General features: G+C 39.7%; 22 protein-coding genes and 1 pseudogene. 18 read left to right on the plus strand and 5 right to left on the minus strand.

Translation table 11 applies throughout. The features are described from left to right. The first annotated feature begins 539 nt into the window (after positions 1-539). Both PP175_RS10165 and PP175_RS10170 read left to right on the plus strand, forming a co-directional pair. Positions 540-1,181 carry a TetR/AcrR family transcriptional regulator gene (locus tag PP175_RS10165; protein WP_272442635.1) on the plus strand — a complete coding sequence of 214 codons (642 nt, stop codon included), beginning with the start codon at positions 540-542 and terminating at the stop codon, positions 1,179-1,181. 436 nt (positions 1,182-1,617) lie between these two features. Beyond that, on the plus strand, positions 1,618-2,850 hold the full coding sequence (locus tag PP175_RS10170; RefSeq protein ID WP_442870435.1) for an MFS transporter: 1,233 nt from the start codon (positions 1,618-1,620) through the stop codon (positions 2,848-2,850). 234 nt (positions 2,851-3,084) lie between these two features. On the opposite strand, the gene PP175_RS10175 is transcribed toward PP175_RS10170, so the two are convergent. After that, positions 3,085-3,930, minus strand: a complete 846-nt coding sequence (locus PP175_RS10175) for an isocitrate lyase/PEP mutase family protein (RefSeq protein ID WP_272442637.1) — start codon at positions 3,928-3,930, stop codon at positions 3,085-3,087. A gap of 342 nt (positions 3,931-4,272) precedes the next feature. Here PP175_RS10175 and PP175_RS10180 point away from each other — a divergent pair, with 342 nt between their 5' ends. The 12 genes from PP175_RS10180 (at position 4,273) to PP175_RS10235 (ending at position 18,109) form a co-directional block, all read left to right on the plus strand. Continuing rightward, a complete protein-coding gene (locus PP175_RS10180; protein WP_272442638.1) occupies positions 4,273-6,348 on the plus strand; it encodes a hydantoinase/oxoprolinase family protein in 2,076 nt (691 codons plus the stop codon). Between the two features lie 20 nt (positions 6,349-6,368). Continuing rightward, positions 6,369-8,549 (plus strand): hydantoinase B/oxoprolinase family protein, encoded by a 2,181-nt coding sequence (locus PP175_RS10185; protein ID WP_272442639.1) that lies wholly within the window; start codon positions 6,369-6,371, stop codon positions 8,547-8,549. A gap of 172 nt (positions 8,550-8,721) precedes the next feature. After that, a complete protein-coding gene (locus PP175_RS10190) occupies positions 8,722-9,489 on the plus strand; it encodes an SDR family NAD(P)-dependent oxidoreductase (protein WP_272442640.1) in 768 nt (255 codons plus the stop codon). Between the two features lie 45 nt (positions 9,490-9,534). Further along, positions 9,535-10,179: a thiolase family protein gene (locus PP175_RS10195; protein ID WP_272442641.1), complete on the plus strand. Its 645-nt coding sequence runs from the start codon at positions 9,535-9,537 to the stop codon at positions 10,177-10,179. After that, complete coding sequence (locus tag PP175_RS10200; protein ID WP_272442642.1) at positions 10,148-10,468, plus strand: acetyl-CoA C-acetyltransferase; 321 nt, start codon at positions 10,148-10,150, stop codon at positions 10,466-10,468. The genes PP175_RS10195 and PP175_RS10200 overlap by 32 nt, the downstream gene beginning before the upstream one ends. 27 nt (positions 10,469-10,495) lie before the next feature. Beyond that, positions 10,496-11,353: a 3-hydroxyacyl-CoA dehydrogenase family protein gene (locus PP175_RS10205; protein WP_272442643.1), complete on the plus strand. Its 858-nt coding sequence runs from the start codon at positions 10,496-10,498 to the stop codon at positions 11,351-11,353. Positions 11,354-11,523: 170 nt separating this feature from the next. Then, positions 11,524-12,276, plus strand: coding sequence for a CoA transferase subunit A (locus PP175_RS10210; RefSeq protein ID WP_272442644.1), 753 nt, complete (start codon positions 11,524-11,526; stop codon positions 12,274-12,276). Positions 12,277-12,298: 22 nt separating this feature from the next. Next, positions 12,299-13,141 (plus strand): CoA-transferase subunit beta, encoded by an 843-nt coding sequence (locus PP175_RS10215; RefSeq protein WP_272442645.1) that lies wholly within the window; start codon positions 12,299-12,301, stop codon positions 13,139-13,141. Between the two features lie 30 nt (positions 13,142-13,171). Continuing rightward, the gene (locus PP175_RS10220; RefSeq protein ID WP_272442646.1) at positions 13,172-14,710 is read left to right on the plus strand and encodes a class I adenylate-forming enzyme family protein; all 1,539 of its coding nucleotides are present in this window, start codon (positions 13,172-13,174) and stop codon (positions 14,708-14,710) included. A gap of 249 nt (positions 14,711-14,959) precedes the next feature. Continuing rightward, positions 14,960-16,162, plus strand: a complete 1,203-nt coding sequence (locus tag PP175_RS10225) for an acyl-CoA dehydrogenase family protein (RefSeq protein WP_272442648.1) — start codon at positions 14,960-14,962, stop codon at positions 16,160-16,162. Further along, positions 16,149-17,219, plus strand: a complete 1,071-nt coding sequence (locus tag PP175_RS10230) for a phosphotransferase family protein (RefSeq protein ID WP_272442649.1) — start codon at positions 16,149-16,151, stop codon at positions 17,217-17,219. The genes PP175_RS10225 and PP175_RS10230 overlap by 14 nt, the downstream gene beginning before the upstream one ends. 575 nt (positions 17,220-17,794) lie before the next feature. Beyond that, positions 17,795-18,109 carry a hypothetical protein gene (locus tag PP175_RS10235; RefSeq protein WP_334314193.1) on the plus strand — a complete coding sequence of 105 codons (315 nt, stop codon included), beginning with the start codon at positions 17,795-17,797 and terminating at the stop codon, positions 18,107-18,109. Between the two features lie 875 nt (positions 18,110-18,984). Here PP175_RS10235 and brnQ read toward each other — a convergent pair. Beyond that, positions 18,985-20,307, minus strand: coding sequence for a branched-chain amino acid transport system II carrier protein (gene brnQ / locus PP175_RS10240; protein WP_272442650.1), 1,323 nt, complete (start codon positions 20,305-20,307; stop codon positions 18,985-18,987). 387 nt (positions 20,308-20,694) lie between these two features. Between brnQ and PP175_RS10245 the strand changes: the two genes are divergently transcribed. Then, on the plus strand, positions 20,695-20,946 hold the full coding sequence (locus tag PP175_RS10245) for a hypothetical protein (RefSeq protein WP_272442651.1): 252 nt from the start codon (positions 20,695-20,697) through the stop codon (positions 20,944-20,946). A 281-nt stretch (positions 20,947-21,227) separates the two neighbouring features. Here PP175_RS10245 and PP175_RS10250 read toward each other — a convergent pair whose 3' ends face one another. Next, positions 21,228-21,977, minus strand: coding sequence for an STAS domain-containing protein (locus tag PP175_RS10250; protein WP_272442652.1), 750 nt, complete (start codon positions 21,975-21,977; stop codon positions 21,228-21,230). A 166-nt stretch (positions 21,978-22,143) separates the two neighbouring features. Here PP175_RS10250 and PP175_RS29865 point away from each other — a divergent pair, with 166 nt between their 5' ends. Further along, positions 22,144-22,236: a group II intron maturase-specific domain-containing protein gene (locus tag PP175_RS29865; protein ID WP_442870436.1), complete on the plus strand. Its 93-nt coding sequence runs from the start codon at positions 22,144-22,146 to the stop codon at positions 22,234-22,236. 460 nt (positions 22,237-22,696) lie between these two features. Beyond that, entirely contained in the window at positions 22,697-24,799 is a 2,103-nt protein-coding gene (locus tag PP175_RS10255) for a PAS domain-containing sensor histidine kinase (RefSeq protein WP_272442653.1), read from the plus strand. Between the two features lie 365 nt (positions 24,800-25,164). Here PP175_RS10255 and PP175_RS10260 read toward each other — a convergent pair whose 3' ends face one another. Together PP175_RS10260 and PP175_RS29870 are read right to left on the minus strand one after the other, a co-directional pair. Next, the gene (locus PP175_RS10260; RefSeq protein WP_272442654.1) at positions 25,165-25,428 is read right to left on the minus strand and encodes a hypothetical protein; all 264 of its coding nucleotides are present in this window, start codon (positions 25,426-25,428) and stop codon (positions 25,165-25,167) included. A gap of 265 nt (positions 25,429-25,693) precedes the next feature. Continuing rightward, a pseudogene (locus PP175_RS29870) lies at positions 25,694-25,906 on the minus strand (transposase); the annotation flags it as partial. A 424-nt stretch (positions 25,907-26,330) separates the two neighbouring features. Here PP175_RS29870 and PP175_RS10265 point away from each other — a divergent pair. Then, positions 26,331-26,471, plus strand: a complete 141-nt coding sequence (locus PP175_RS10265; RefSeq protein WP_272442655.1) for a hypothetical protein — start codon at positions 26,331-26,333, stop codon at positions 26,469-26,471. The last annotated feature ends 4 nt before the right edge of the window (positions 26,472-26,475 follow it).

Here is a 26,475-nt window from a genome sequence, read left to right on the forward strand (position 1 = left end):
AGTTTCAGTAGAATATACCAGCTATTTAAATCGGATTTGGAGTAGCCATATTGATGTTTCTTTGGCTTTTTTTTATTAATGATTATTTTTTGTTTCTCATAATTGTTGAAATAGAAGGCACAGGTCTGGTGCCAAAAAAGTTTTGAACCAGTAATTAATTCGAAAAAACTGAATATAAAACGCTTCTGGCGGATTATATGTTGTTGAAACACCTTTACCGCGAAAGAAAGTTGCAAGAAATAAAAAAACATTAGAAATTTCAGTAAATTTTATTGACACCTATCTAAACAGTCCTATAATATAAATACAGACGAACCAGTCCGTCTTATAATCAACCTTTTTCAGATGTAAGGAACACTAAGAATGACAAAACAGTTGACAACGGGAGTTTTGGAAAAAATTTGTAGAAAAAAATAAGTGCAGAAATAGTTATTATAGTAAAGTTCAACATCCCCTGTCCTCCTTTTCCTGTAAAATCCTACTGAGATTACCTCTTTGATTAGATTTGTACTAAAAACAAGAAGAAAATGGAGAAGAAAATGGTAAATGAAGAAGTCCGACTGAGTACAAGACAGCGAATTTTAAATGCATCGATCAAATTGTTTGAAGAGAAGGGATATCACGGAGTTTCGGTTGATGAAATTATTGAAGAAAGCGGTTCTTCAAAAGGCGGTTTTTATCATAACTTTAAATCAAAAGAAGAACTCCTTTTTACGATTCACGACCAATATATAAAAGATACTTTAACCCAAGGCTATGAATGTTATAAAAGAGAAGGTACCCCAATTGAGCGTTTAACTGCTATGATTAGGGATTTGTTAATTGGGATTGATAAGTATAAATCATCTGTAACTGTTTTTTTTCAAGATTATAGATATCTTACAGGAAACAATTACAAAATTGTCGAAAAAAAACGTGATGAATATGTTGAAATTATGCTTAATATATTGGAGCAAGGGATCGATTCAAAGGAAATAAGGAGTGAATTACCAGCAAAAATTCTTGCTATGGCTATTTTTGGCATGATTGATTGGACATACATTTGGTACCGAAAGGAGGGGAAGTATTCCATCGAGCAGATCGCTGATATTTTTGTTGATCTTATTATAAATTCCATTTTGACAAATGATCTAAAAGATAAAGAAATATATGCGTCCTTCTTTTTGAAAAATAAGATATAAAGACTGGTTTTGGTATGTTATGTATTCATGCCGAACTGACTAGTTAGTTTGAAGGGGGGTGAATTATGAAGATTGTTGAACTAAGCTAGTTTCTTTTTCCGAGACTAGTGAACCAATTTCATCAGGTCCATCTACGTAGTTGGTCTATATGGTTTGTTACATTGCTTTTGACCAAAAAACTTCAATAAGGGAATTAATAAGAGAAGGTTAAAGGGAAACCCAAAAATTTCCCATGGAGTTAATTTTTTGATTATTCAGATTAAAAATAACATTTTTGCAATCGCTTTCATTTCTATATTGGTAGTAATTTTTCTATTTCTTATTAAAAGGAGAGATGAACTTGTCTAAACTTATTCAAAGAGCATGGGGGTATCGGTATTCCATTCTTTTTATTCTTTGGTTGGTTTATATCATTAATTATTTTGACAGGATATCTGTGTTAACATTTCTTCCATTCATTCAGAAAGATTTAAACTTAACCCCGGTGCAAGTGGGACAACTTGCATCCGTGTTTTTCTTTGCCTATGCCATTGCTCAAGTAAGTGCTGGATTTCTTGCTGATAAAATTGGCCCCAAAAAAGTTATGTACATTGCAATTGTAGTATTTACCTTCGTTACAGCATTAACAGGAATGGTCAAAAGCTTTGCTCAATTTCTAGCATTGAGGATCGGCTTGGGACTTGGGGAAGGACACCACTTTCCCCCGGCGTGTCGATCAATAAATAACTGGTTCCCTGTTCAAGAAAGAGGAAGAGCAACTTCATTTTTTGCAACATCGTGGGCAGTGGCACCTGCAATTGTACCGGTCATCATCACTACACTCTCTTTCTACTTATTTGGAGGGGAATGGAGACCCGTATTCTACCTTCTAGCTATTCCAGGTGCGGTAGGAATACTTTTGCTGTGGTATTTTGTAACAGATACACCAAAAGAAATGATTGATAAAGGGAGATTAAATAAGGATCAGGATATTGATGCACCAACTCGTTCTGATGAACAAAGTATGTCAAAGGAAGAGAAAAGAAAAAATTACGGGCTTTTCCTAAAAGATGTTCATTTTTATTTCTACACGCTGCTCCTTTTTTGTCAATTAGCTGTATACTGGGGAACTACAACCTGGTTAACTACTTTTTTGGTTAAGCAGCATGGATTAAACCTTAAGCAAATGGGTTTTTTCGCATCTGCGCCTTATATTGTTGCTTTCTTTGCTATGATGCTCGGGGGATGGCTAATGGATAAGATTCTTTATCGAATGAAACCAGTTGCTTTGATTGGATATATAGGAAGTATCCCTGTATTATGGATGCTTGGTTCGGTAGAAAAAGGGAATACCGGACTTTTGCTTACGCTTCTCTTGCTCGCTGGTTTCTTTGTTAACTTAAACTTTGGTTCCGCTTATGCTTATTTGCAAAAACGTTATCCAAAAGAAGTCGTTGGCAGTGCTACCGGGCTAGCTAATGGAATTGGTCAAATGGGCTCTTTTGTTTCCCCTCTTGTAGCGGGTTATTTAGTAAAAGTGGGGACAAATGGAACACAAAATTTCAGTGGCGTTTTTATATTTTTTGCCCTAACTTCGGCAGTGGCGGCATTATGTGCGATCCTTCTTAAAGAACAACAAGTAACGACGCTTACTTCTCCATTAGTTAACAAAGAGCAACATATTAGTTAGTATATGAGACAAACCGATTTAATTAGTGTGCTAATTCCCATCTTGAGTATCTAATAATGATGTTAGAAACTTATTAAATGCAAGAGAATATGGTGGAGCGAGAAATGGATAATACCAGGAACCGTGATATTTACTGTTCCCGGTATTATTTACTTGTCTTGGATGTTTGAACACTATGGAAATTTATTTACCTATTTCAAGTTACTCAGGAAATTACGAGGCATTTCCACCATTTCATTCTCCAATTCTTTTATCTAGACCTAACAACATTTCATAATCATGAATCGTCATCATTCTATCTAAAAAATCAGAAGTTGTCCCAGTGGCTTTTAATGATGCCATCAATTCAAGCGTGGTTTTAGCATATAAAAATGTTGATGATAAAGGGAAAATGACAAGCTTATATCCAATATTTTCTATATTTTTTATATTCATATATGGAACCCTGGTATTCTCTAACATGTCATACATGAGAGGAGCATCAATTTTTCGAGCAACTTCTCTTAATTCCTCTACTGATTCAAGCATTTCAATGTAAATAATATCGGCTCCAGCTTCGGCACAAGCCTTTCCCCTTCTAATCGCCTCCTCTAAACCCAGGGAAACCCGGGAATCAGTACGGGCGATAATCAAAAAGTTTTTATCTTTTCTTGCCTTAACAGCTGCTTTAATTTTAGAAACATGTTCTTCCATAGAAATATATTGAAGTCCATCCATAGCTCCGCATTTTTTAGGAGTAATTTGATCTTCAATATGAATCGCGGTTACTCCCGCAGCTTCAAACTCTTGAACTGTCCTTATCACGTTGTTGATGTTTCCATACCCTGTATCAGCGTCACAAATAACTGGCAATTTGACGGAGGATACAATTCCTCGAGCCCTGGTTACCATTTCTGACATGGTTACCAATCCAATATCCGGTTTTCCGAGCAAACTTGCAGAAACACCATTACCGGTCATGTACAAGACCTCAAATCCAACATGTTCAATGATTCTTGCCCCTAATGCATCATGACAACCTGGCGCTACGATAATGCCTTCTTTTTGAAAAAGTTTTTTAAAGCTCACCCGATTATCCAATATAACAACCTCGTTTTCTATATTTTTAGAATATTATATACAAGTAAAATATATACTAGTAGAGATGAATAGACAATAGACCATTGCGAAATATCAATAATTACATAATATTTAGAAATGTCAAAAATAAATCATTGACGGGCTTACAAATAAAGTTTAATAATATGATTGTAAGTTGTAGATTTGAATGAACGGAAGGGAGCTGATCCTCCATAACATTCCAAGTCTATAAAAGTGTTTACTAAAAGTAAAACAGACGGACTAGTCGGTACCACAGAGTGTAAGTGTAACAGGAGATTTATCAGTATATATTCCTTTAAAAACCAGAGAGGTGGGAAGCGCATGGCTGATTCATATCAAATTGGAATCGATATGGGTGGGACCTTTACAGACATTGTAGTGATTAACCAAAGAGGTGAAATGTGGACCGATAAAGCAGATACAACGCCAGAAAATCTGATTGAAGGTCTAATGAACTGTATAAATAATGTATCAAATCAAATGGAAGTACCTCAAACACAGCTGCTCAATCAGTGCAGCCGATTTGTACATGGCACAACCATTGTGACAAATAGTATTGCTGAACTAAAGGGGGCCAAGGTGGGTTTATTAGTTACGAAAGGGTTTAAGGATACCTTGCGCATTGCACGTTCACCTCGCACTGCCGAACGGGACCATCATAAACAAAGAAATATGCCGGAACTTGTAGACCGTAACGCCATTCTTGAGATAAACGAGCGGATAGATAAGAACGGTCGGGTTGTGGTGAAATTGGACGAGGAAGAAGTACTAGAGGCAGTGAGACAGTTGGTTGAGGTTCAGAAGGTAGAGTCCATCGCTGTTACTTTTCTCTGGTCTTTCTTGAACGATGCCCATGAGCAGCAAGTAAAACAAGTCATCGAGTCACACTACCCTTCCATTTATGTAACGATCTCATCGGAAGTATACCCTGTCATGCGAGAATATGAACGAATGATTACAACAACATTGAACGCGTTCACGGGTCCTAAGGTCGTACGTTATGTCGATGTAATCAAGCAAACGCTAGAAGAAAAAGGCCTTAAAACTCCTGTCGTTTTTGTTCAATCATTTGGTGGAAGCCTCAGTTCAGAAGAAGTCAGGGTAGCTCCAATCACACTGGTAGATTCAGGACCTGTTGGTGGAGTGTTAGGTTCAAACTTCCTCGGGAAGACGCTGGGAATATCCAATATGATCACCGGGGATATGGGAGGCACAAGCTTTGACTGTTCTATTATTCAGAATAATAACTATACCAAAACTCAGCGTGTCTATTTACGGGAATTTTTAACAGGTCTAAGCAAAATTGATGTAACGGCCATTGGATCTGGGGGTGGTTCCATCGCGTGGATTGATTCTCGCGGCATCCCACAAGCTGGACCGCAAAGCGCCAGTTCTTATCCTGGACCTATCTCTTATGGTCGCGGAGGAGAACTTCCTACTGTTACAGACGCTAATGTAATTCTTGGATTTATTGACCCGGCATTTTTCCTTGGAGGAAGGATGAAGCTTGACAAGGAAACTGCCGAATCCGCCTTTCATGACTTGCTGGCAGCACCCTTAAACATGAGTGTTGCAGACGCTGCCGCTTCTGTTTACCAGCTCGTCATTGCCTCGATGAGTAATGCCGTTCGAAGCGTAAGCGTGGAACGTGGGCATGATCCGAAGGAATTTACCTTTATTTCCTATGGAGGGGCGTTGCCTGTATTCACAGCAGAAATTTGTCGAGAAATTGGGATAAGAAATGCCGTCATACCAGCAACCTCTGCTGTTTTTTCTGCTCAAGGGCTGCTGGCGGGAGATGACGTACGGAATCTAATTAAATCTTGCTTTTGGAGAGGTGGTCAAGGCGTCGAGCATGTGAACAACGTTTTATTGGAAATGGAGGAGAAAATAACGGACAGTTTGGTGCACAGTGGCTTTCAACGGAGCAACATCCAAATTCAGAGATTTGGAGACTTTAAATTTGAAGGGCAAATTTTTGAACTTTCCGTGCCGCTTCCTTCGGGACAGTTTGGAGAAAAAGATTTAGAAGAGATTGCGAAAAATTTTGCCCCTTTGTATGAAGCGGAATATGGGCCGGACACAGCCTGGATTGATTCAGAAGTTGTTATGCTAACCGTTCGTGTAACAGGAATAGGTCATGTAGAAAAATTTACACCAAAATCGTTTGAAATCAGACCGCGTATGGTTTCAGATCTTCCAAAAAGACAAAGAAACGTTTATTTGCCGATGGAACGCAGATGGGAGGATATCTCTGTGTACAATGATCAAGATATTACGCCGGGTACGACCTTATTTGGGCCTGCAATTATAGAAAGGACACAAACCACCATTTTCATTCCTAATGAAGTAAGTGCTTACATGGATAGTTTCCGAAATTACTTACTTGAAATGTAAAAAGGAAAGGGGAAATATGGATGACCGAACGAATCGAATCATCAGCCCGTTTAGTAAAAGCTGAAATTTTCCGTCAGCAGCTTTACAACATTGCAGAAGAAATGGGGACGGTAATGATAAGGACCTCAGGCGATCCAGTCATCTCTGAGGCGGTAGATTTTTCAACGTTTATTGCTGATAAAAATGGCGAAATTATTTCCTTTTCCGGATATATGACAATGCATGCGGGTCCTGCACGACAAGCTGTGCGCTATATTCTTCAGACTTTGTCTGAAGAAGAAATTCAACCGGGAGACGCCTTTATATGCAATGACCCTCATACAACAGGAGCCTGTCATCCCCCAGATGTTGGCATTGTGAAGCCGATTTTCTATCAAAACCAATTGGTCGCATGGTGCTGGGCGGAAGGACACTTACTGGATGTTGGTGGCATGTCTCCCGGTGGCTTTGCCATTGGTGCCCATGACGCCTATTCAGAGGCGCTGAGATTTCCGGGGGTTAAAATAGTAAGTCAGGGTAAACTCCTGAAAAATATCGTTCAGCTCATTCAAGCAAACTTCAGGCTTCCTAATCGAAATCTCAATGACATCCGTTGCTTTATCGCAGCTTGCAATGTGAGTGAAAATCGCATTATCGATTTAATCGACAAATATGGTTTGGATGAATTTTCAGAATATGTTGAATTCAATAAAGTGCTGACAGAAAATGCATTTCGAAAGCGAATTAGTCAACTGCCTAAAAAGACGTATGAAGGCACAGAATGGGTAGAACACAATGGTCATGTAAACCAGTTTTTCCCTATTCACTGCAAGTTAACCATTCATGCAGAACACCTTACCTTCGATTTTACCGGTACAGCCCCGCAAACGGATGGGTTCGTCAACGTTTCCGAAGGTGCCGCCATTGGCTGTGCGGTTACTCCGGTGATGCTCGTGCTTACACCGGATATACCATTTAACGAAGGGATATTTCGAGCCATTGAATTTATTCTTCCGGAGGGCACATTGGTAAATTGCAAAATGCCCGCCCCCGTTTCATCCGGACATATGGAAACCGGGATGCGTATGACGAAGCTTCTGACAGAGTTGCTCAGTCAAGCGATGATGGAAAGCGAGGAAGAGATGGTAAGAAGCCATGCCATGGCTTGTTTTCATGATGCCTGGATTGCAGGCACATTTGCCGGATCGGATAGTGAAGGGAATCCCACTGTATTCTTAGATATGAATGGCGGTGGCGCAGGTGGGGGAGCTCAAACGAATCAGGATGGACTCGATGCAGCAGCCAGCTTTACCCAATTGAGCAATGGCCTACCTGATATTGAAATCAATGAACTGGCCTTCCCTGTTCTTTATTTATGGCGAAAGCTGAACATTAATTCCGGAGGACCTGGTAAATATCGTGGTGGACAAGGAATTGAATTTGCATGGATTCCTTGGGACATTCCGGGTGGTCAGGAACATGTGAATTCGGCTTGCTGGCAAGTACCAGCCCGTGGAACAATGGGTGGATATCCTGGCGGAACTAGCGGATATTGGGTTGTGAAACATTCCAATGTCCATCGATTGATGGAGAAGGGAAAAGTACCGATGTTCAGTGAACTAGAAGGTGAAAAGGCATTACTACCGGCTAAGCACTCTGGTTTTCCTATTCTCCGTGATGACGTCTTTGTCCAATTTGAAGGCGGCGGCGGAGGTCTCGGTGACCCATTGAAGAGAAACCCTAAAACTGTTCTCCAAGACCACCAGGACGGGTACATCACACAAGAAATGGCAAAGAATGCATATGGGGTTATCATCGATGGAAAAGGACAACTCGTTGAGGAGGACACGCAATTGTTCCGAGCAGCTATGAAGAAGGAACGGCTGGGTATGAGTCGACCGCCGAAGGCAGAATGCAAAGGAGATACCAAAGAGTTAATATATGTTAAGTCGTCCGGTGAGTCTTTACACATTAAGAAAGATGAGAATGAATTGCGCTATGTATGCTGTGCAGATTGCGGACATCCATTAGCAGAGGAGATGCTAGACTGGAAGGACGGGGTACGAATGAAGCAAACAGAGGCTTCAGAAGCCCTTGGAAAATTCGGAATGTGGGTGAAAAGACGAGATTCTGCTCCTTTCGTATATGTAGATGAGTACATCTGTCCAGGGTGTGCAAGCATGATCCATGTAGGCACATCCATCGGTGAAAATAATAAATGAGTAAACGATATAGTCTATTTTAAAAAATTCTATGTAGAAATAGTATAAGGTACGGATGGACTAGTCAGTCCATTACACATAAACGACTAGTCCGTCCGTTTATAGATGACAAACAGAAATGCACAGAGGGAAGGTTGCAACCGTCCCCAGAAATTTTTAGCGGGGGTTTAAAATGAATATAAATGGATATTTGGACATGACGGATAAGATCGTCATTATAACTGGCGCCAGCAAAGGGTTAGGCAAAGGTATGGCCGATATGTTTGCTGAAGCGAGAGCAAAAGTGTACCTCATAAGTAGGAGCGAAGAACTCCTTCAGGCGAACGTTAAGAGCATTAAAGCAAGAGGCGGAAGAGCGGATTATGTTGCCGGTGATCTCAATTTGAACTCTTTTATCCATGAATCAGTTCTCCAAATAAGAAGAAAAGAAAATCGTATCGATGTACTTGTAAATAACGCAGGAATCGTCGTGCCAAAGAAGGCACTGGAGATTACAGAAGAGGATTGGGAGAACACCATTGATACAAATTTAAAGTCAGTTTTTTTCTCAAGCCAGGCAGTGGCTACCGTTATGAAGGATCAAGGTGGGGGGAAAATTATCAACGTTGCATCTGTCATGGGAGCGGTGGCAGACGTTTCCATCTCGCCTTACTGTGCCAGCAAGGGCGGGGTCATACAGTTGAGTAAAGCCTTTGCCCTAGAGTGGGCAAGGTATAACATTCAAGTGAACGCTGTGGCTCCTGGCTACGTCAAGACAGAGATGAACAGTGAGGCATTTAAAAGTGAGTTTTATCAAAATTATATATTAAATAAGATTCCCCAGAAGCGACTGGGAAGTATTGATGACATTGCCGGAACGGCCATATTCTTAGCCTCGCCCTTAGCAAATTATATCACGGGTCAGACTATTTTTGTGGATGGTGGATGGACTGCACAGTAGCCGTTTAAAAAGTGAATGGTAATCAGATCGTAGGAGGGAAAGTCATTGAGGGATTCGGATGTAGTCGTTGTCAGTGCATCAAGGACACCATTTGGAAAATTTGGTGGGTGCTATGCCGAGCTCACAGCTATAGACCTGGGGTCACTAGCGATAAAAAATGTTTTATCCTCGGTGCCCCTTACTCCTGACCATGTGACGCATGTTTTTTTAGGAACCGTGTATCCGGGGGGATTAAGTCAAGTTCCGGCCCGTCAGGCAGCTTTTTTGGCGGGCATCCCCGATAGAGTGATAACCTCGGGAATCGACAAAGCTTGCTGTTCAGCCACAGAAGCCATTATTCAAGGAGTCCGTGCATTGAAGACAGGTGAAGCACAGATCGTCTTGGCTGGCGGCATGGAAAACATGACGCAAACCCCTTACCTGCAAAAGCAGATGAGAAGGGGAATTCGTATGGGAGATGCAACCATAACCGATTACTTGCAGGAAGGATTAACATGGCCCTTTACCAAGACGCTTATGGGTGAATTTGCAGAAAAGTCTGCCAAGGAACGAAATATATCGCGAGAAGAGCAGGATGAATATGCGCATCTAAGCCAGTATCGTTGGAAAAATAGCTTCCATCAGAGGGTATGCACAAGTAGGCGGAAAGCCAGAAGATATGGCAGTAACTCCAGCATGGGCAATCTCTAAATTGCTGACCGATTACAACCTGAAAAAAGAAGATGTTCAGCTCTTTGAAATTAACGAGGCTTTTGCTGCGGTCACATTATGTAGCATGAAAGAACTTGATCTGTCCTCGGAAATTACGAATGTGAATGTAGGCTCAATTGCCATTGGTCATCCAGTTGGAGTCACAGGGGCGAGAATTGTAATGACGTTAATTTATGAGTTAAGAAGAAAGGGTCATTCGCTCGGTATTGCTTCCTTGTGTGGGGCGGGAGCACAAGGGGATGCCATTCTTATACAAGTAGAAGAATAATCATAGAGGGGAAGTGCAAAAAAACAAATGAAAAATATTATGGTCATTGGCTCAGGTACAATGGGCAATGGGATTGCACAGGTGTGTGCTGAAAGCGGATTTGGTGTGATCCTACACGATATCTCTAAGTTTCAACTGGAGAAAGCTATTCAAACGATACAGACGAATATAAATAGGAAAAAAGCCAAAAGAATCATCAGTGAAAGCGTAGAGACGATACTTAAAAGAATTTCTCTATCCACCTCGCTAGAAGATGCGATCGAGGCGGATTTTGTTATTGAAGCGGCAACCGAGAAGAAGGAAATTAAGGCAGCTATCTTCAAAGAACTTGATAGGATCTGCAGAGAGGACGTTATTCTTGCCACCAATACTTCATCTATATCCATTACTGAAATCGCTTCAAGCACAAATAGGCCTTCTCTTGTCATTGGGATGCATTTTATGAATCCGGTTCCTGTGATGCCGCTTGTTGAAATCATCTGCGGCCTGGAAACCTCAGAGACAACACTTGAAGCGACGAAAAAGCTCGTCGTTCACTTCCAGAAAACACCGGCAATAGCGAATGATTACCCCGGATTTATATCAAATCGTATTTTCCTGGCCATGATGAATGAAGCCTTTCATTGTGTGTATGAAGGGGTAGGAGAGCCAGAAGAAATCGATAAAGTAATGAAGCTGGGCTTCAATCATCCGATGGGACCTCTTTATTTGGCTGATCTGGTAGGATTGGATACCCTTCTCTATGTACTTGAAGTGCTTTGGGATGGCTATCGGGACAGCAAATACCGGCCATGTCCCCTGCTTGTGAAGATGGTCAACAGTGGTCGTCTTGGTAGAAAAAGCGGTAGGGGTTTCTATGACTATACCACAGAAGAGAAGCTTTGAGGGCGTAACCAGGTAGGATTATGTTTAATCCATTTGAAGAGAATTTTCACTGTTATTTGTTGGGGATTTAATTTTAATAGGCTAATTAAGATGAATATAAAAAGTCTTTCCTTTTTCAGCAAGAACAAAACATTAGGATAGTTAAAAATGTCTCTGATAGGTGGGATATTGTGTCTAATCACAAAATAGTATCGATGTCAGAAGCAGTCGACTTTATAAAACAGGGAGATTGGCTAGCGCTTGGAGGAATGACCCTGTACCGGCGCCCTGTCGCCTTTGTGAATGAACTCGTAAAGAAAAAGGTTACCGGAATTAACCTTATGACGTTCACGGCAGGGTATGAAAGCGACCTGCTAGTGGGCTCGGATAGCATTAATGCAGTGAGAAGCTGCTATTTCGGCCTGGAATCTCTTGGATTGGCTCCCATGTATACAAAAAAGCATCATCAAATTGAGATTATTGAAGAAACCGAGGCAACTCTGGCCTTCGGATTAAAGGCGAAGTTGGCGGGCTTAAGCTTTATGCCGGTTCATGCACTAAAAGGGACAGATATTTTACATGTTCGTCCTGATTTAAAAACAATAAGTTGCCCTTATACTGATCAATCTTATGTTGCGGTGCCGGCTATTGATGTGGATATCGCGGTCATCCACGCTGTGAAGGCGGATTCGCAGGGAAATTGTAGTTTGTATGGGGAGTATTGCATGGATAAAGAATTGGCTCTTGCGGCAAAGAAGGTCATTATTACAGCCGAACAAATTGTAGAAACATCTGAATTGGAGGAAGTCGATATCATGGCAGAGTCGGTGGATGTTGTCGTCGTGGCCCCAACTGGCGCGCATCCTACCTCGTGCTATCCACTTTATCCTGTTGATTATGAATATTTGCTAGAATATGTTAAACAATGCAATACAAGAAACTGAGAGTATAAGGTGGTGCGAGCGAATGCAAACGGAATATACAAGAGATGAAATGCTAACCTGCAGCATAGCAAGGGAGATTCCACCCGTAGGAATTGCGGCTCAAGGCATTGCCACACCTCTAGTGTCGGCCGGATATCATCTGGCAAAACTCACACATGCGCCGGAACTAACAATTTCTTATACGGTTGGAAATACCTTTTCAAAAGAATTGCTCCCGATCAGTCTGCGTAACTATGAAACCATGACAATCGGAAATGCTTTAATGAAGTGGTCATTTATGGAGGCGGCTACACAATACCTTCATCATTTAAAGCCGTGGATTGAGTTTTTTCGGCCTGCCCAAATTGATGCTTATGGAAATACGAATAATGTGGTAATCGGGAATTATAAAAATCCAAAAATCCGGTTACCTGGTTGCGCTGGAATCGCAGATGTCACAAACTATTTGGAAAACATCATGTTTTATATTCCTAGGCATAACAAAAAGACATTGGTTGAAAAAGTTGATTTTGTCAGCGGATTCGGATGGCAAAGGGATGGATTGTCGCGCAAAGATATGGGACTTCCAGAACATGGCCCCAAAAAAATCATCACAGAATTATGTGTCTTTGAGTTTGTAGAAGGAAGAGCACAATTATTGTCTTTACATCCTTACTCATCCCTGGATGAAGTGAAAGAAAACACTGGTTTTTCATTTGAACTTTCGAACAATTTTCATATAACCGAGCCTCCATCAAGCGAAAAATTGCATCTCATACGAACAAAGATTGATCCGTTGGGAATTCGAAAGATAGAAATGCTATCTGGCGCTGCCAGATTATCTTATTTAGCTGAAATCATTCATAAGGAATTAAGACTGCTATAGACTATTTCATTATTGAAGGGAGTGCTTGATTTGAATTTAGCTAATATTCTGGAATTACAAGCGATCAAACGAGGGAACAACACAGCTGTGATTTACGAAGACAATCATTATGATTATCATAACATCAATCAATTGGCTAACGAGTACAGCTATACCTTGGAAAGTTTAGGTGTAGAGAAAGGGGACCGTGTTTCCATATGGCTTCCAAACGGATTGGACTTTATCGGGGCGTTTTATGGGATTCTCAAACTGGGAGCTCTGGTTGTTCCTATGAACATGCTATTCAGAGAAACAGAAATTTCACATATGTTATCGAATGCTGAGGTGAAAGTCTTAATTACCACATCTGCTGTACGACCGATTTTAACAAATGTGATTGATTCGATTCCGAGTCTTGAAAACGTCATCTTTGTAGACCACCAGCAAAGCGTGGAATTGGAAAGCAACAAATATCGTTGGTATTACTCTATAAAAAAGTCAGGTAGCCTTTCTTATCCCGCTGTTGATGTTTCGCCGGATCATGGAGCTGCCATTTTGTACACCTCCGGTACAACCGGGTTGCCGAAAGGGGTCGTTTTATCTCACTACAACCTTTATACGAACGCAGAATTTTATGCAGATCATATCCAATTAACCGAAAACCACTTCGGCTGTATTGTAACGCCGCTTTCACATTTGCTGGTTCTTATGGCGGGTTTGAATCTGATTTTCCTCAAGGGCGGAAAGTTTTATTTATTTGAACGTTTTCAAACAGAGACGGTTGCGAAGAAAATTAAGAAATACCAAATCAACTTTTTTATCGGTGTCCCAGCTATGTATTATTCATTTTTAAATTTACCGCAAACAGATGAATATGATCTTAGCTGTCTGGATATTTGCATTACAAGCGGAGCACAAATGCCATTAGAAATCAGAAAGCAATTTGAAGAAAGGTTTTCTACTTTCACGATTCAAGCTTATGGACAAACTGAAACTTCTCCCGTTATCAGCGTAGATCGCTTTGATAAAGGGAGAAAATTTGAGAGCGTTGGCTATCCTATGAACCATCTTGAGATTCAAATCGTAGATCAAGACGGGAATCGTGTACTGAACGGGGAGATAGGAGAAATAACCGTCAAGGGACACTGTGTCATGAGTGGATATTGGAAAAACGAAATAGCCACGAAGTCTACTATTAAGGATGGATGGCTGCATACGGGAGATATCGGATATGTAGATGAAGAAGGATTTCTTTTTCTAAAAGATAGGAAGAAAGAACTCATCATCGTTGGTGGATATAATGTATATCCGGTCGAAGTGGAAAATGTCATCTATGAACACCCTGCTGTACTAGAAGCAGCAGTTATAGGAATTCCAGATGAACGCCTGGGAGAAGTGCCTAAAGCTTTTATTGCAATAAAAAAGGGCCACGATCTAACAGAGAAGGAAATTATTGATTTTTGCTTTTCAAAACTTGCAAGATATAAAGTGATAAGGCATGTTCAATTTATTGAAGAAATACCTAAAACACCGACTGGAAAGTTGATGAAACGTAAACTTCAAGAATTATATGTATCTAATCAAAATTAAGGAGGCATACAAGGATTTACGACTCAAACAATTGAAGATGTAATCAGCATGGTTAAAGCAGGAATACTGGATTTAAATGAATCAATCATTCATACTTTTTGACTTGAAGGAGTTAACATGGCATTAGAGCATCTTTATCATAAGTACTTAAGACACAGGTTTCTGAGTGTGTATAATCAAAAGCCTAACGTATCTTATTAAACTTAACGGCTTTGTCTGATAACTAAAAATTCGATAGGAGTGATCATAATGTTCGATTTTAGCCCGACCACTGAACAACAAGATATGATTGAAAAGGCAGTTGCTTTTATGGACGAATATGTATACCGCAATGAAAAATATATGGTTCCGCACCGCGGATTACCGGAAGATATTTTAAAACCTCTTCAGCAAAAAGTAAAGAATTTAGGCTTGTGGGCCGGGCATATGCCGAAAGAAGTTGGAGGCATGGGCATGGGATTCGTTTCTCTCGGCTTACTTTCAGAAATTATTGGAAGAAGTCCTATTGGTCCCTATATTTTTGGCTCAATGGCACCAGATGCCGGGAATTCAGAAATTCTCCTGCATGCTGGAACACCCGAGCAGAAGAGAAGATATTTAATCCCCTTAGTGAACGGAAATATTCGGTCCTGTTTTGCTATGACAGAACCAGATTCTTCTGGTTCCGATCCGACTTCCCTACAAGCTCGGGCAGAAAAAGATGGGGATGACTGGGTAATCAACGCTCACAAATGGTTTATAACCGGAGCCATTGGTGCTTCCTATTCCATTGTCATGGCCGCCACTGAGCCCGACGCGCCTCCACACGAGCGTTTCACTATGTTCATTGTGGACGCCAATAATCCTGGCTTCCAAATTGTTCGTGAAATCCCGATCATCGGTGATCATTATACGGGTGGCCATGCTGAGGTTCGTTATACTGATTGTCGTATCCCCGCTGAAAATATGCTTGGGAATCGTGGAGAAGGTTTCAAATTAGCTCAATTGCGCTTGGGACCTGGACGCATTACGCATGCTATGCGTTGGATTGGTGTAGCCAAACGCAGTTTGGATCTGATGATCGATTACTCTCTTAGAAGAGAAACCCGAGGGAAAAAATTGTCCGAATTCCAAACGATCCAAAACTTTATTGCAGACTCGGCTACAGAAATTGAAGCTACCCGTTTAATGACGTTATACACTGCATGGAAAATGGATCAAGGGGAGCAAGCCCGTAAAGAAATATCCATGATTAAATTTTTTGGTGCCAAGGTGTTGCAAGATGTCATTGATCGCGCAATTCAAGTCCATGGATCGCTTGGTATTACTGCTGATACACCCTTGGAGGGTTTTTATCGGGAAGCTCGTTCTGCACGTATATACGATGGTCCTGATGAAGTCCATCGTATGGTCGTGGCAAAGCAAGTTCTAAGATCATTCCGGGCAAGGGGGGAATTGTATGAATCAAGGTGATTTTTTATCTACCTATTCTAGTGAATTAATAAATAGTGAAGTAATAAAATGGGCCGAAGTTGAACGTTTTGTTCGGTTTCACATCGAAGGGCTTAGCCAAAATCCTATGCAAGTAAAGCAATTTTCGGCTGGCTATTCCAATTTAACTTATCTCATACAGATTGGAGATTGGGAAGGAGTATTGCGTCGGCCCCCTTTTGGGGAGATTCCTTCAAAAGCTCATGATATGAAACGTGAATTTCTTATTCTGCAAAAAATTCATCCGGTATATCCTTTAGCACCTAAACCATATTTATACGGTGAAGATCCTAAAATCATGGATAAGCATTTTTATGTGATGGAGAAAAAGCAAGGAGTGTTATTGGATGATGTAATACCACCCGAATATCAAGGAAATGAAGAAACTTTCCGTGTGATTTCAGAAACCGTAGTGAAAACGTTGGTGCAACTTCATGAAATTAATTATAAAGAGGCAGGCTTATCGGATATCGGTAGGCCAGAAGGATTTTTAGAAAGACAAGTTTATGGCTGGATTAAACGTTATAAAAACACAAAAACTGATGAAATCGAGATGGTCGATGAAATCGAAGATTGGTTGGTAAATCATATTCCCTCTTCCCCTCAACCGACGATTGTTCATAATGATTTCAAATTAAATAATATGATGTTTTCTCCCGGTGATCCAGGAAAAGTTGTTGCTGTTTTTGATTGGGAGATGTGCACCATTGGTGATCCACTAACGGACGTTGGGATTTCTCTTGCCTATTGGACGGAGGGAGGCGAAGCAGAAACGGGACTTTCTTCAGTTACAATAACACCCGGTTTTATCAAACGCAGAGAATTCGCTCACCTTTACGCAATGAAAAGTGGAAGGGACCTGTCGAACATTGATTATTATTTAACGTTTGCTTTCTATAAAACAGCTACCGCTCTACAACAAATGTATTATCGTTGGAAAAAACGAGAGGCCCAAGATCAACGTTTTGCTAAATTAAATATAGGGATACGCAATTTAATGCAACAAGCGTACCGGGCCAAAAGTAAAGAACTTCTATAGGTAGCCATAAGGAAATAAATGAACTAGATGAGGATAAAGGTCTAGCAACAAATACAAATGGGGAACAGGTCCAATGCAAAAAAAGTAGTAATTTTCAAGCTGCGAGCTAGTAGCCCTTCCTGATAATGAAAAGTTAGAAGAAAACCATGATTGGTATTTAATACAGGAGTATTGGACAGAATTGGTTTTTGCTATGGCTAAAGAAGCAAGAGAAGATCAAGATTTACAGAAAAAAATAAGATTCAACGGACAATAAACTCAACTTTGACTGGGTTCATCTTGTTTATCTCCTCCTGATTACCGTGCAAAGATCATACATCTTAGCCAACTATCAGCTCTGCAGCGGAATATGAAAGGAGACATCGCAATCAACGTGAGTAATTGGGTATACGAAGCAACCAAGGTCCTGGCAGAGTGGCGTGAAAAGGATGAGGTTGAGTGAAGGTCATATCAATCATTCAGCCTCGGGCCACACTCATTGCAGTTGGTGAAAAGAGATTCGAAACAAGGTCCTGGAGTACCACACATCGCGGCCTTTTGGCCATTCATTCCAGCAAGAAAATCGACAAAAGTGTTTGTGGACAAGAACCGTTCCGCCCTCTGTCCTTGTGAAACATGGCTACACAGAAAGCGACCTCCCTGTTGGTGTTATACTTGCAACTTGTGAGCTTGTTAATTGTTTTAAGGTAATCGCAGATGAGGGAGCATCGGCCGTATTGGATGCTGGCCATGCCGTCAGCGGTAATGAGTATAAATTTGATGATTTTAGTGAAGGAAGGTTTGCGAGGGAGCTGGTGAATGCCCATGTTCTGGAGGAACCCATTTTGGCAAAAGGAAAGCTAAACTTGTGGGAATATCCTTTCACTGAAATAGCTGGACAGATCAACTAATGAGCAAACAAAAGCCCATACTATGGACTCTGGTTTATGAATATTTGGAGACTAGAAAATAGATAAGGAGTTGAGTGCTAACGTCTACTACCTGTTAGCAATAAACATTATAGCATTAGTACAAATGGAGTAGTCCGTTTTCAGATAACGGTCACGCAATGTTCAAAAAGTCACTAAAAAAGCCCATAGCAACGCCATGGAATGTATTCGAAGGTTAGAGATTACTTCAGTATGGACGCTTTCCAGAGACACCTTTGAAACTACTTCCCTTGATTCCCTTCTGATATTCAGGAGGGTTATTTATTTTCCTACTTCTATTCCTCGTAATTATCTAACTGAAACAAAAAAGACCCTTCCGTGATTCAGAAGGGTAAAAAAGAGATTTAAGTCGGTATTTAAAGTATTCCCATAAAATTCAAAACTTAAACTAAAAAGCCCCTCCACGTGGGGGAAAGGGAAGTGGAAAGAAATAAAAAATTGGTAATTGTAGTATCCCCTTAAAGTTAATAAATTGTACAAAAAAGCCCCTCTACCGGTTCGGGGCCGGTGAGGGGTTCCCTGCTTACTATCTGACAAGAATATTTTACCATGGCAGGGGGAATAGTTAGTGGATAATTTTATGTTTTTAGAGAAAGTATGTTCGAAATGTCCGGGAACAGCTTGGGGAAAAACAGCGCGCTGCCAAATTCATGGTGAACATATTGGCAAGGTACAGAGTTGGTGAGCAGGTAGACCATTCATGAGATAAAGCGGTCGATGATTCGGAACCTGGCGTGGAATATGTATGAAAACCACATGAGGGAAGGCCTGCCGGCTTAACGGCTGGCCTTTAGACTTTGTATATCTTTCACCGAATGGTTCGATGAAGAAAGTTTTCATGCTAATTTTTGCTTGTATATACTTTTTAACTTACCTACGCACAGACCCAATGCTGTACCAATCACGCAAGGAAGGAGCCAACCAATACCTTCGGCATACAAAGGGAAACTTCCTAAAATAGAATCCCATGCTCCTGATAAGAATGTTTTATTAATCGTATCTGCTAAACTAAAAATACTAGTGAATAAAGTGCTCATAAAATATACAGATGGTATGTGATTTAAATAGTGATCCCATAAACCAAGTACAATAAGGACCACGGCAATTGGATAAAGTAGACCTAAAATAGGAACCGAAATGGCTAAAATTTGGTTTAAGCCTAAATTGGCAATGATTACACTAAAGATTGTTAATACAACAGCCCAAGCTTTGTAAGGTAGCACTGGTAAAGCATTTGAAAAATATTGACTACAGGAAATAACAAGACCGATTGATACGCACAAACAAGCCAGTGTAAATAAGATGCCTAACATCACTATCCCAATTTGGCCAAACAATGCATTCATAACCATCGTTAAAACCTCCGCACCGTTACCCGCTTTCCCCAGTGCTGCGCTTGATGCACCAAGATACCCCAATATACAGTAAATGGTTGCAAGCAATGTACCAGCACCTAGTCCTGCAATTATCATATATTGAGACATTTTCTTGCTGTCAGTTATACCTTTTACACGAATCGTAGTGGCCACAACAATACCAAATGCAAGTGATGCAAGTGCATCCATAGTTAAATAGCCGTCTGAAAACCCTTTGAAAAAAGGATGGCTACGATAAGCATTAGAAGGAGCTATAAACGATCCCATTGGTGTCAACAAGCTTTTAACAAAAATGATAGCGATTAGACATAATAAAGTTGGAGTTAATAGTTTCCCGAAGCGGTCAACAAGTTTAGAAGGTGACAAGCTTAACCATAATACAAGACTAAAAAAGATAATGGTATAAACGATTAGCGTAACTGGTTTTGTAGCAAGCGTCTCCGAAATAAAAGGCTTCATTCCCATTTCATATGCAATTGTACCAGCACGTGGAATTGCTAATGCGGGGCCAATCGAAACATAAATAGCAAATGGAAAAATAAATGCAAACAAAGGGTGAACACGCCTTGATAATGTGTCCAAGTTACCTGTTTTTGCAATGGCCATCACTCCGAGAATTGGAAGACCAACAGCGGAAATAATAAAACCAACAACAGAAGCCGTAATCTCACTACCTGATGAACGACCTAAAAATGCAGGGAAAATTAAATTTCCGGCTCCGAAAAACATTGAGAATAACATAAAACTAAGTAAAATAAGTTCTTTTTTGCTCAAGTGATTCATTTTTCTCTCCTTTCCATAGGAAAGTATAGCAATTGTGATTATATAAATCTATTGATTGTAAAATATAGAAATAATCGAAACATATGATAGAAGATTATCATTGATGGAGGCTAACATAATCAGTAATGAATTATTTTTTCTTTACATTTTAGACTTTTGTTTACATGGTAGACGTTTCCTTACATTCTTGACGTTTTTTGCGGATAAAAGACGCTGAGTGTTATGCTTGGCGCAGGAAGAAAAAAGAGAGATCGTTCCTAAAATAGGAGTGGTCTTTTCTTGGGTAAATTGTGGCAAAAAAAGTAATTCATCGTATTTCAGCTTTAAATAAGCAATAGGTTGCAGTAAAATATCCCTGTTTATAAAGGAAGATAGGAGTTATGATTTATGTTAAAACAACATTCAGGGATAACAAATAGTAGGATAAACATGTTAATAGACTTATATACTCACTACTTAAAAAATGGCGAAAAGCCAAAAGTTGTGTTGCTAAATAAAAAAGATAAGACGTATTTATCTTATAGATATTTTGCTCAAATGAACTTCGTTAATTTTGAATGTAAAGGAATAGATGAGTATCATATATCACTACTTCCATTGGGTATAGACAAAGTTAAAAAATTGAATCGTGACAATTAATAGTAAGCGAATGGCCGTTCCAGTGGGACGGTCTTTTTGTTTGCTTGAAAGGGGTGAGAACGATGTGAAGCGCCGTACCAGAGCAGAAAAGAATTAGCATAAGCAACAGTTGGAGAAATGCCGGAGATGCCCATGGGGAACGAAGTTGGCTGGGAAGATACTGTGCACCCGAAACCCTTGCATAAAGGACGATACACATGCAAGCGATAAACGAGTATAAAGCAAAAAAAGGCGGGGATGAAAAGCCTACACCTCGCGCAACACACGATCGAAAACTCAACCTATCGCCAACAGTTCAAACATTGATTGGTTGACAAACTTGTAAGAAACAAAAAGAGCCACCGTGAAGTAGGCGACTGAAATTTAAAGCTCTTTAACGCTTGTTTTACAGAAGCGAATGTTTGTAATGATGACAAATCTATTCCTAGATTCACAGCAGTAAGGGCGAGGTCGGGTCGCAGACCGGTTATGATAGATGTAACACCGAGCAACCTAAGTATATGATTGATTTTGAAAAGATGGTCAACCACCATGGTATCTAGTGAATGGATACCTGAAAAATCGATAATTAAAATACTGAAATTTTGTTCAGCTACTTTACCAGGGATACTACTTAAAATATATTGAGCCCTGTGTGTATCGATAGACCTTACAAGAGGAAGTATGGATATCTTTTCCGAAATTGGCAAGAGAGGTGCAGGAAGTTTAGTTAATTCATTTACTGCATCCTTAAGTGCTTGTTCAGTTTGTTTTTTTTCTGTAATATTGCGAAAAACAATCTGAGACGCAGTTTTATCTTTGTAGTGGATAGGTACGGCATTTGTTTCTACAGTAATGATCGTTCCGTCGTAGCACTTTATTTGTTGTTCCATAAGTTCAGTTTCTTTTTTAAGTTCAAGGACTGTTTGCGACCTCTTTTTAACAAGTGATAAGTAGTCCGGAGGAACACTGTCAAAGATTGATTTACCTAAAATAGCATCCTTTGAAGGCGCTTTGAAAAGTTCAATTCCTGCTTGGTTTAGGTCAACCAAAATAAACAGTGGTCAAGTTCAGTGGTGAACGATGGATTAAATCTACTTCTCTTCCATCTAAACTCAGTGGATGCCATTAAGAAGCAATAGGATAGTTAGGGTGAGGTGGAAAAATGCTATTTCAATCAATTAAACCGATGCTACTGACCATCGACTATTCTGGACAATGAATCAGATGGTTGAAGAACTCAATCCACGTATACAAGGGTGGAGGAACTACTATGCCTTGGACTCGTTTGCAAATAAGTTTCTCAAATAAAATAGACTGGTACATCTGAAAGAGAGTCACACTGTTTTGGAACAAGAAACTCAATCGTCGTAAAAAGCATCATACATTAGGACTGGTGGGCATGGCTCAAAAATCTGGATTAAAGGAACTTGTGGTCTGAGAAAGTACTGTAAAGCGGAGGAAAAAAAAGAACATCGGAAAACCGGATGAGGGAAAACCTCACGTCCGGTTTGATTTAGGGTGCTGGAAAAGTAAAAGTGGAATTTCGTCCGCAATGAAATTTCAGTTCTCTACTCTACAGATCCCACAAGTAATTTTTTATTATTCAATTATAATGACAGTAGTCTTTATTCCGATATAAGAGTTAAATACAAAAAATGACTGATTTACTATAGTAAAATTACAAATTATCAATATATAACTCTTACATTTTGCTAAAAAATGATATCATAAAGATATTATTCTTTCTTATTTTAAATGGAGGTACTAGATGGCTGACTCGTTAAATGGAAAGCGGGCAAAAATGGAATGGAGTTCCTACAAGACTCTCGTATTATACTTTTTGTTGCTGTCCTTTTACTTCATTATTACAAACCAACTGTTACTAGCGTATTCCTTACATCCAAAGTTGCTTAGTTTTATTCATCTTATGGAAGATCTATTCTTTGTTGTTATTAGCAGTTTAATTCTCTATAGGATTATCAAAATAAAGAGAAAAAAGATCGAAGCTTCTCACCGAAAGTTAGAAGAAAACCAAAAAACACTATATACACTAATTAATAATATCCCCGATCTCGTTTATTTAAAAAATGAGAAAGGCGAATGGATAGAAGCTAATGAATCGGCTGTTCGTTTTTTTAAAATAGACAATTCCTCATATAAAGGCAAAATCAGCGCAATTATCATTAATCCATATAAAGACAAGGCGAGTTTTGCATCTGTTTGCGAACGTACGGATTATGAGGCTTGGACCAGTAAAAAAAGTGTTCGCTATGAACAAATTCTTGAAAAAGACGGTACTTCTAAAACTTACGATGTGATTAAGGTGCCTATTTTTGATTCTGATGGCGAACCCAAAGTACTTGTGGTAACAGCACGAGATATAACAGAAAGAAAGTTAACAGAAAGCAAATTAAAAGAAAGTGAACAACGATATGAAAGTCTTTATAATTCAATAAGTGGTGGAGTTATTCTAAAAGATGCTGAAGGAAACGTTTTGCATGCCAATAAAGAAGCTTGTAAAATATTTGGAGTTGATCCTGAAGAAATTCATGGTACTAATCTTAGCTCCTGGAAATTTTTCAAACATGACGGTTCTATTCTCCCCATTCATGAGCACCCATATATGATTGCTCTTCATACGGGACAACGTATACGAAATTTTATAATGGGCGTTCAATTTTCCAAACAATCGCCGTATCGTTGGATTTTAGCAAATTGTGAACCTATATCTAATACAGCAAACGATCCGCCTAGAAAGGTTCTTTGTACATTCTTAGATGTTACAAGTTTAAAAGAAATACAAGAAAAACTTAAAGAAAGTGAAGAACGCTATCGTCTTTTAGTTGAGCACTCATTGGACAAAATCATCGTCTTAAACAAAGACGGATTTTGCTTTATCAATAAAGAAGGAGCCATTATGATGGGTGCACAAACACCTGAGGAAATAATAGGAAAAAATTCAACCGATTTTATCCCAAAAGATTACCAAAACTATATAAAAAGTATTATCGAAAAAGTACAAAGAGAAAAAGTAGTCATCGGACCATCACAGCATGAAATTGTTACATTAGATAATAGAGTAATCGACCTGGAAACAATCTTTATTCCAATTACTTATGAGGGAGAACCAGCATCTTTATGTGTAAGTCGTAACATCACAGAAAGGAAAAGAACAGAGGAAGCTCTTAGAAAAGCAGATACTCTTTCTATTGCTGGAAACCTAGCAGCTGGCGTAGCTCATGAAGTTCGAAATCCATTAACTGTTATACGGGGTTTCATTCAGTTGTTCAAACAACAAGATAAAAAGAACACTCAATACTTTGATCTTATATTGGATGAAGTAAATCGAATCGAATTGATTATCAGCGAATTTTTGATGCTTTCCAAACCCCAATCACATATTTTTAAAGAGAATTCTATTCAAAAAATTATTCAACATACAGTCACATTATTTGAAACACAAGTGATTATGAAAAACATTAACATTGTTACAGCATACGATGACGATCTCCCTCTGATAGAGTGTGAAGAAAATCAACTGAAACAAGTCTTTATAAACCTTTTAAAAAATGCAATGGAAGCGATGCCAAACGAAGGAACAATCTCAGTAAAAGTAAAAAGACAAGAGAACGGCATTGTCATTCACTTTACTGATCAAGGGTGTGGCATTCCACCTGAGAAAATCACAAAATTAGGAGAACCTTTTTATACTACCAAAGAAAAAGGCACTGGCCTAGGATTAATGGTAAGCTACAACATTATTAAAAATCACAAAGGAACGGTAAATATAATAAGTAAGCCAGGTGAAGGAACCTCATTTGAAATTTTTCTTCCACTCAATCGTAAGTCTGTTTCATTGGAAAAAAACTAGCTGTGCATTCTTACTATTTAAAGACTTTAATTAATTTATCAAGGGCCATTTTATGGCTCTTTTTTTCGACGAAATTCAATCCTTTTTGACTGATGGGCGGTGCAAGCAAAGTGATTAATTCGAGCATTAGCTCACCTATCATCATTGCTTTTACCACTGCGTTGAATAAAAACAATGCTAACGAAAAGACCCTTAAGTAGTTGTTTTTACGTGAAAATTCAATCAAGAAAGCGTTTTTAAGGAAGTTCGTGTGTTACTCAAATATAATCTTGTGTAAAAACGAGAACAAGAATGTGTGTGTCCAAGACGCGGGGGTTAATCCGACTTGGTAAGAGGCCTTAAATTTTTAAATGTAGAAGGTGTATTTAATTTCCGGGTCCACCTTCGCTTGACCACCCCATACCTTGCCAACCTGCTCCATGTGAACCGCCTACTGGCCAACCGGTGCCCGACCACCCAGCTGCAGAGTATGCTCCATCTGACCAATCATCTGTACCTGAGCTTTCCCAAACAGTGTGATACGAATGCTTTAAACGGTCATACAGCTGCGGGTTATCATACTTGTATTTTTTCCTTAATAATCCATACAATTTCGCTTTTTTGAGGTGATACTTTAACCTATCTCCCATTTTCTTGGCTCCCCAATCTTTTCTTTAGTTACGAAATTATACATATGCGGAGGAGTAAGAGGGTGTATCGGCGTTTGTCCATTTAGTCCTTTATTATTCCGGATATCCACACAGGATGTTAAAAAGCGGGTCGACATATAAATCCGGCCGTGAAAAAAAGAGCCGGGAAATCCAAAGGAGTTGGAGCCGGAATTGTTAATACAGCTCTTATAAAAGTGAAAATGCAAGCTACATATAAATGTGTCACAAACCAGCTCCTTTTTCCCATCAAATGGCGACGAATCTGGAGATTTTCAATTTTCGTAATGGAACATTGCCAACGACTCGATCCGCTGGAATATTCCTTTGGAACCAGACCTGCATAGGACATCAATTGCCGTGGATTTATAAAACGAGAAAACTGTCCAATCTCCGCCACTAACGTGACGGCTGTGACTTCGGCTACACCCCGTAAGGTTTGTAAGGCCTGAATCACCGGTTGGCATTGGCATTTTGCTTAAAAGATTTTAGGAAGCGAGGTGGAAGAACAGCTGAAGCTTTACGTAAGTGAGTGGAGACCACCACCCACAAGGGCAGCGGCTTACTTTGGTTCGTACTAAATGGGGATAATGAGGGTGTTCAAGTATTATCAAATCATGTCATTTGTTTAAACTGAATTCCCAACGAACAATTTGTATGATCCCTGTTAACGGATCTCGTTCCCAAACAGCTGTAACAATCTCGGATGCAAGGATACTTCCTGACACTAACTTTCAACCCTTTCCACTGTAATCCTATAAGATAATGTGAAAGTGGTGGAATAGGTAACGGCGGATGAACTAGGAGCTATAGCACAACGTTTCTATGCCGGGGGTGTCTGTAATGACTTGGTTTAGCACTGTTTAGTGTTGTGGAGAAGGAACTTGTTGCAACAGGAGGGCAACAAAGAAGGTATTCAACAGTCAAAGGGGTACACAGGCAAATTGAATGATATCGAACTTGAAAAATGTAAAGGCTATTTAGAAATACAAAAAACCACTGGAATTAATTCGCATGACAGGTAGCAAG

Origin of the sequence: Aneurinibacillus sp. Ricciae_BoGa-3, assembly GCF_028421645.1 — a bacterium.
GTDB lineage: Bacteria > Bacillota > Bacilli > Aneurinibacillales > Aneurinibacillaceae > Aneurinibacillus_B.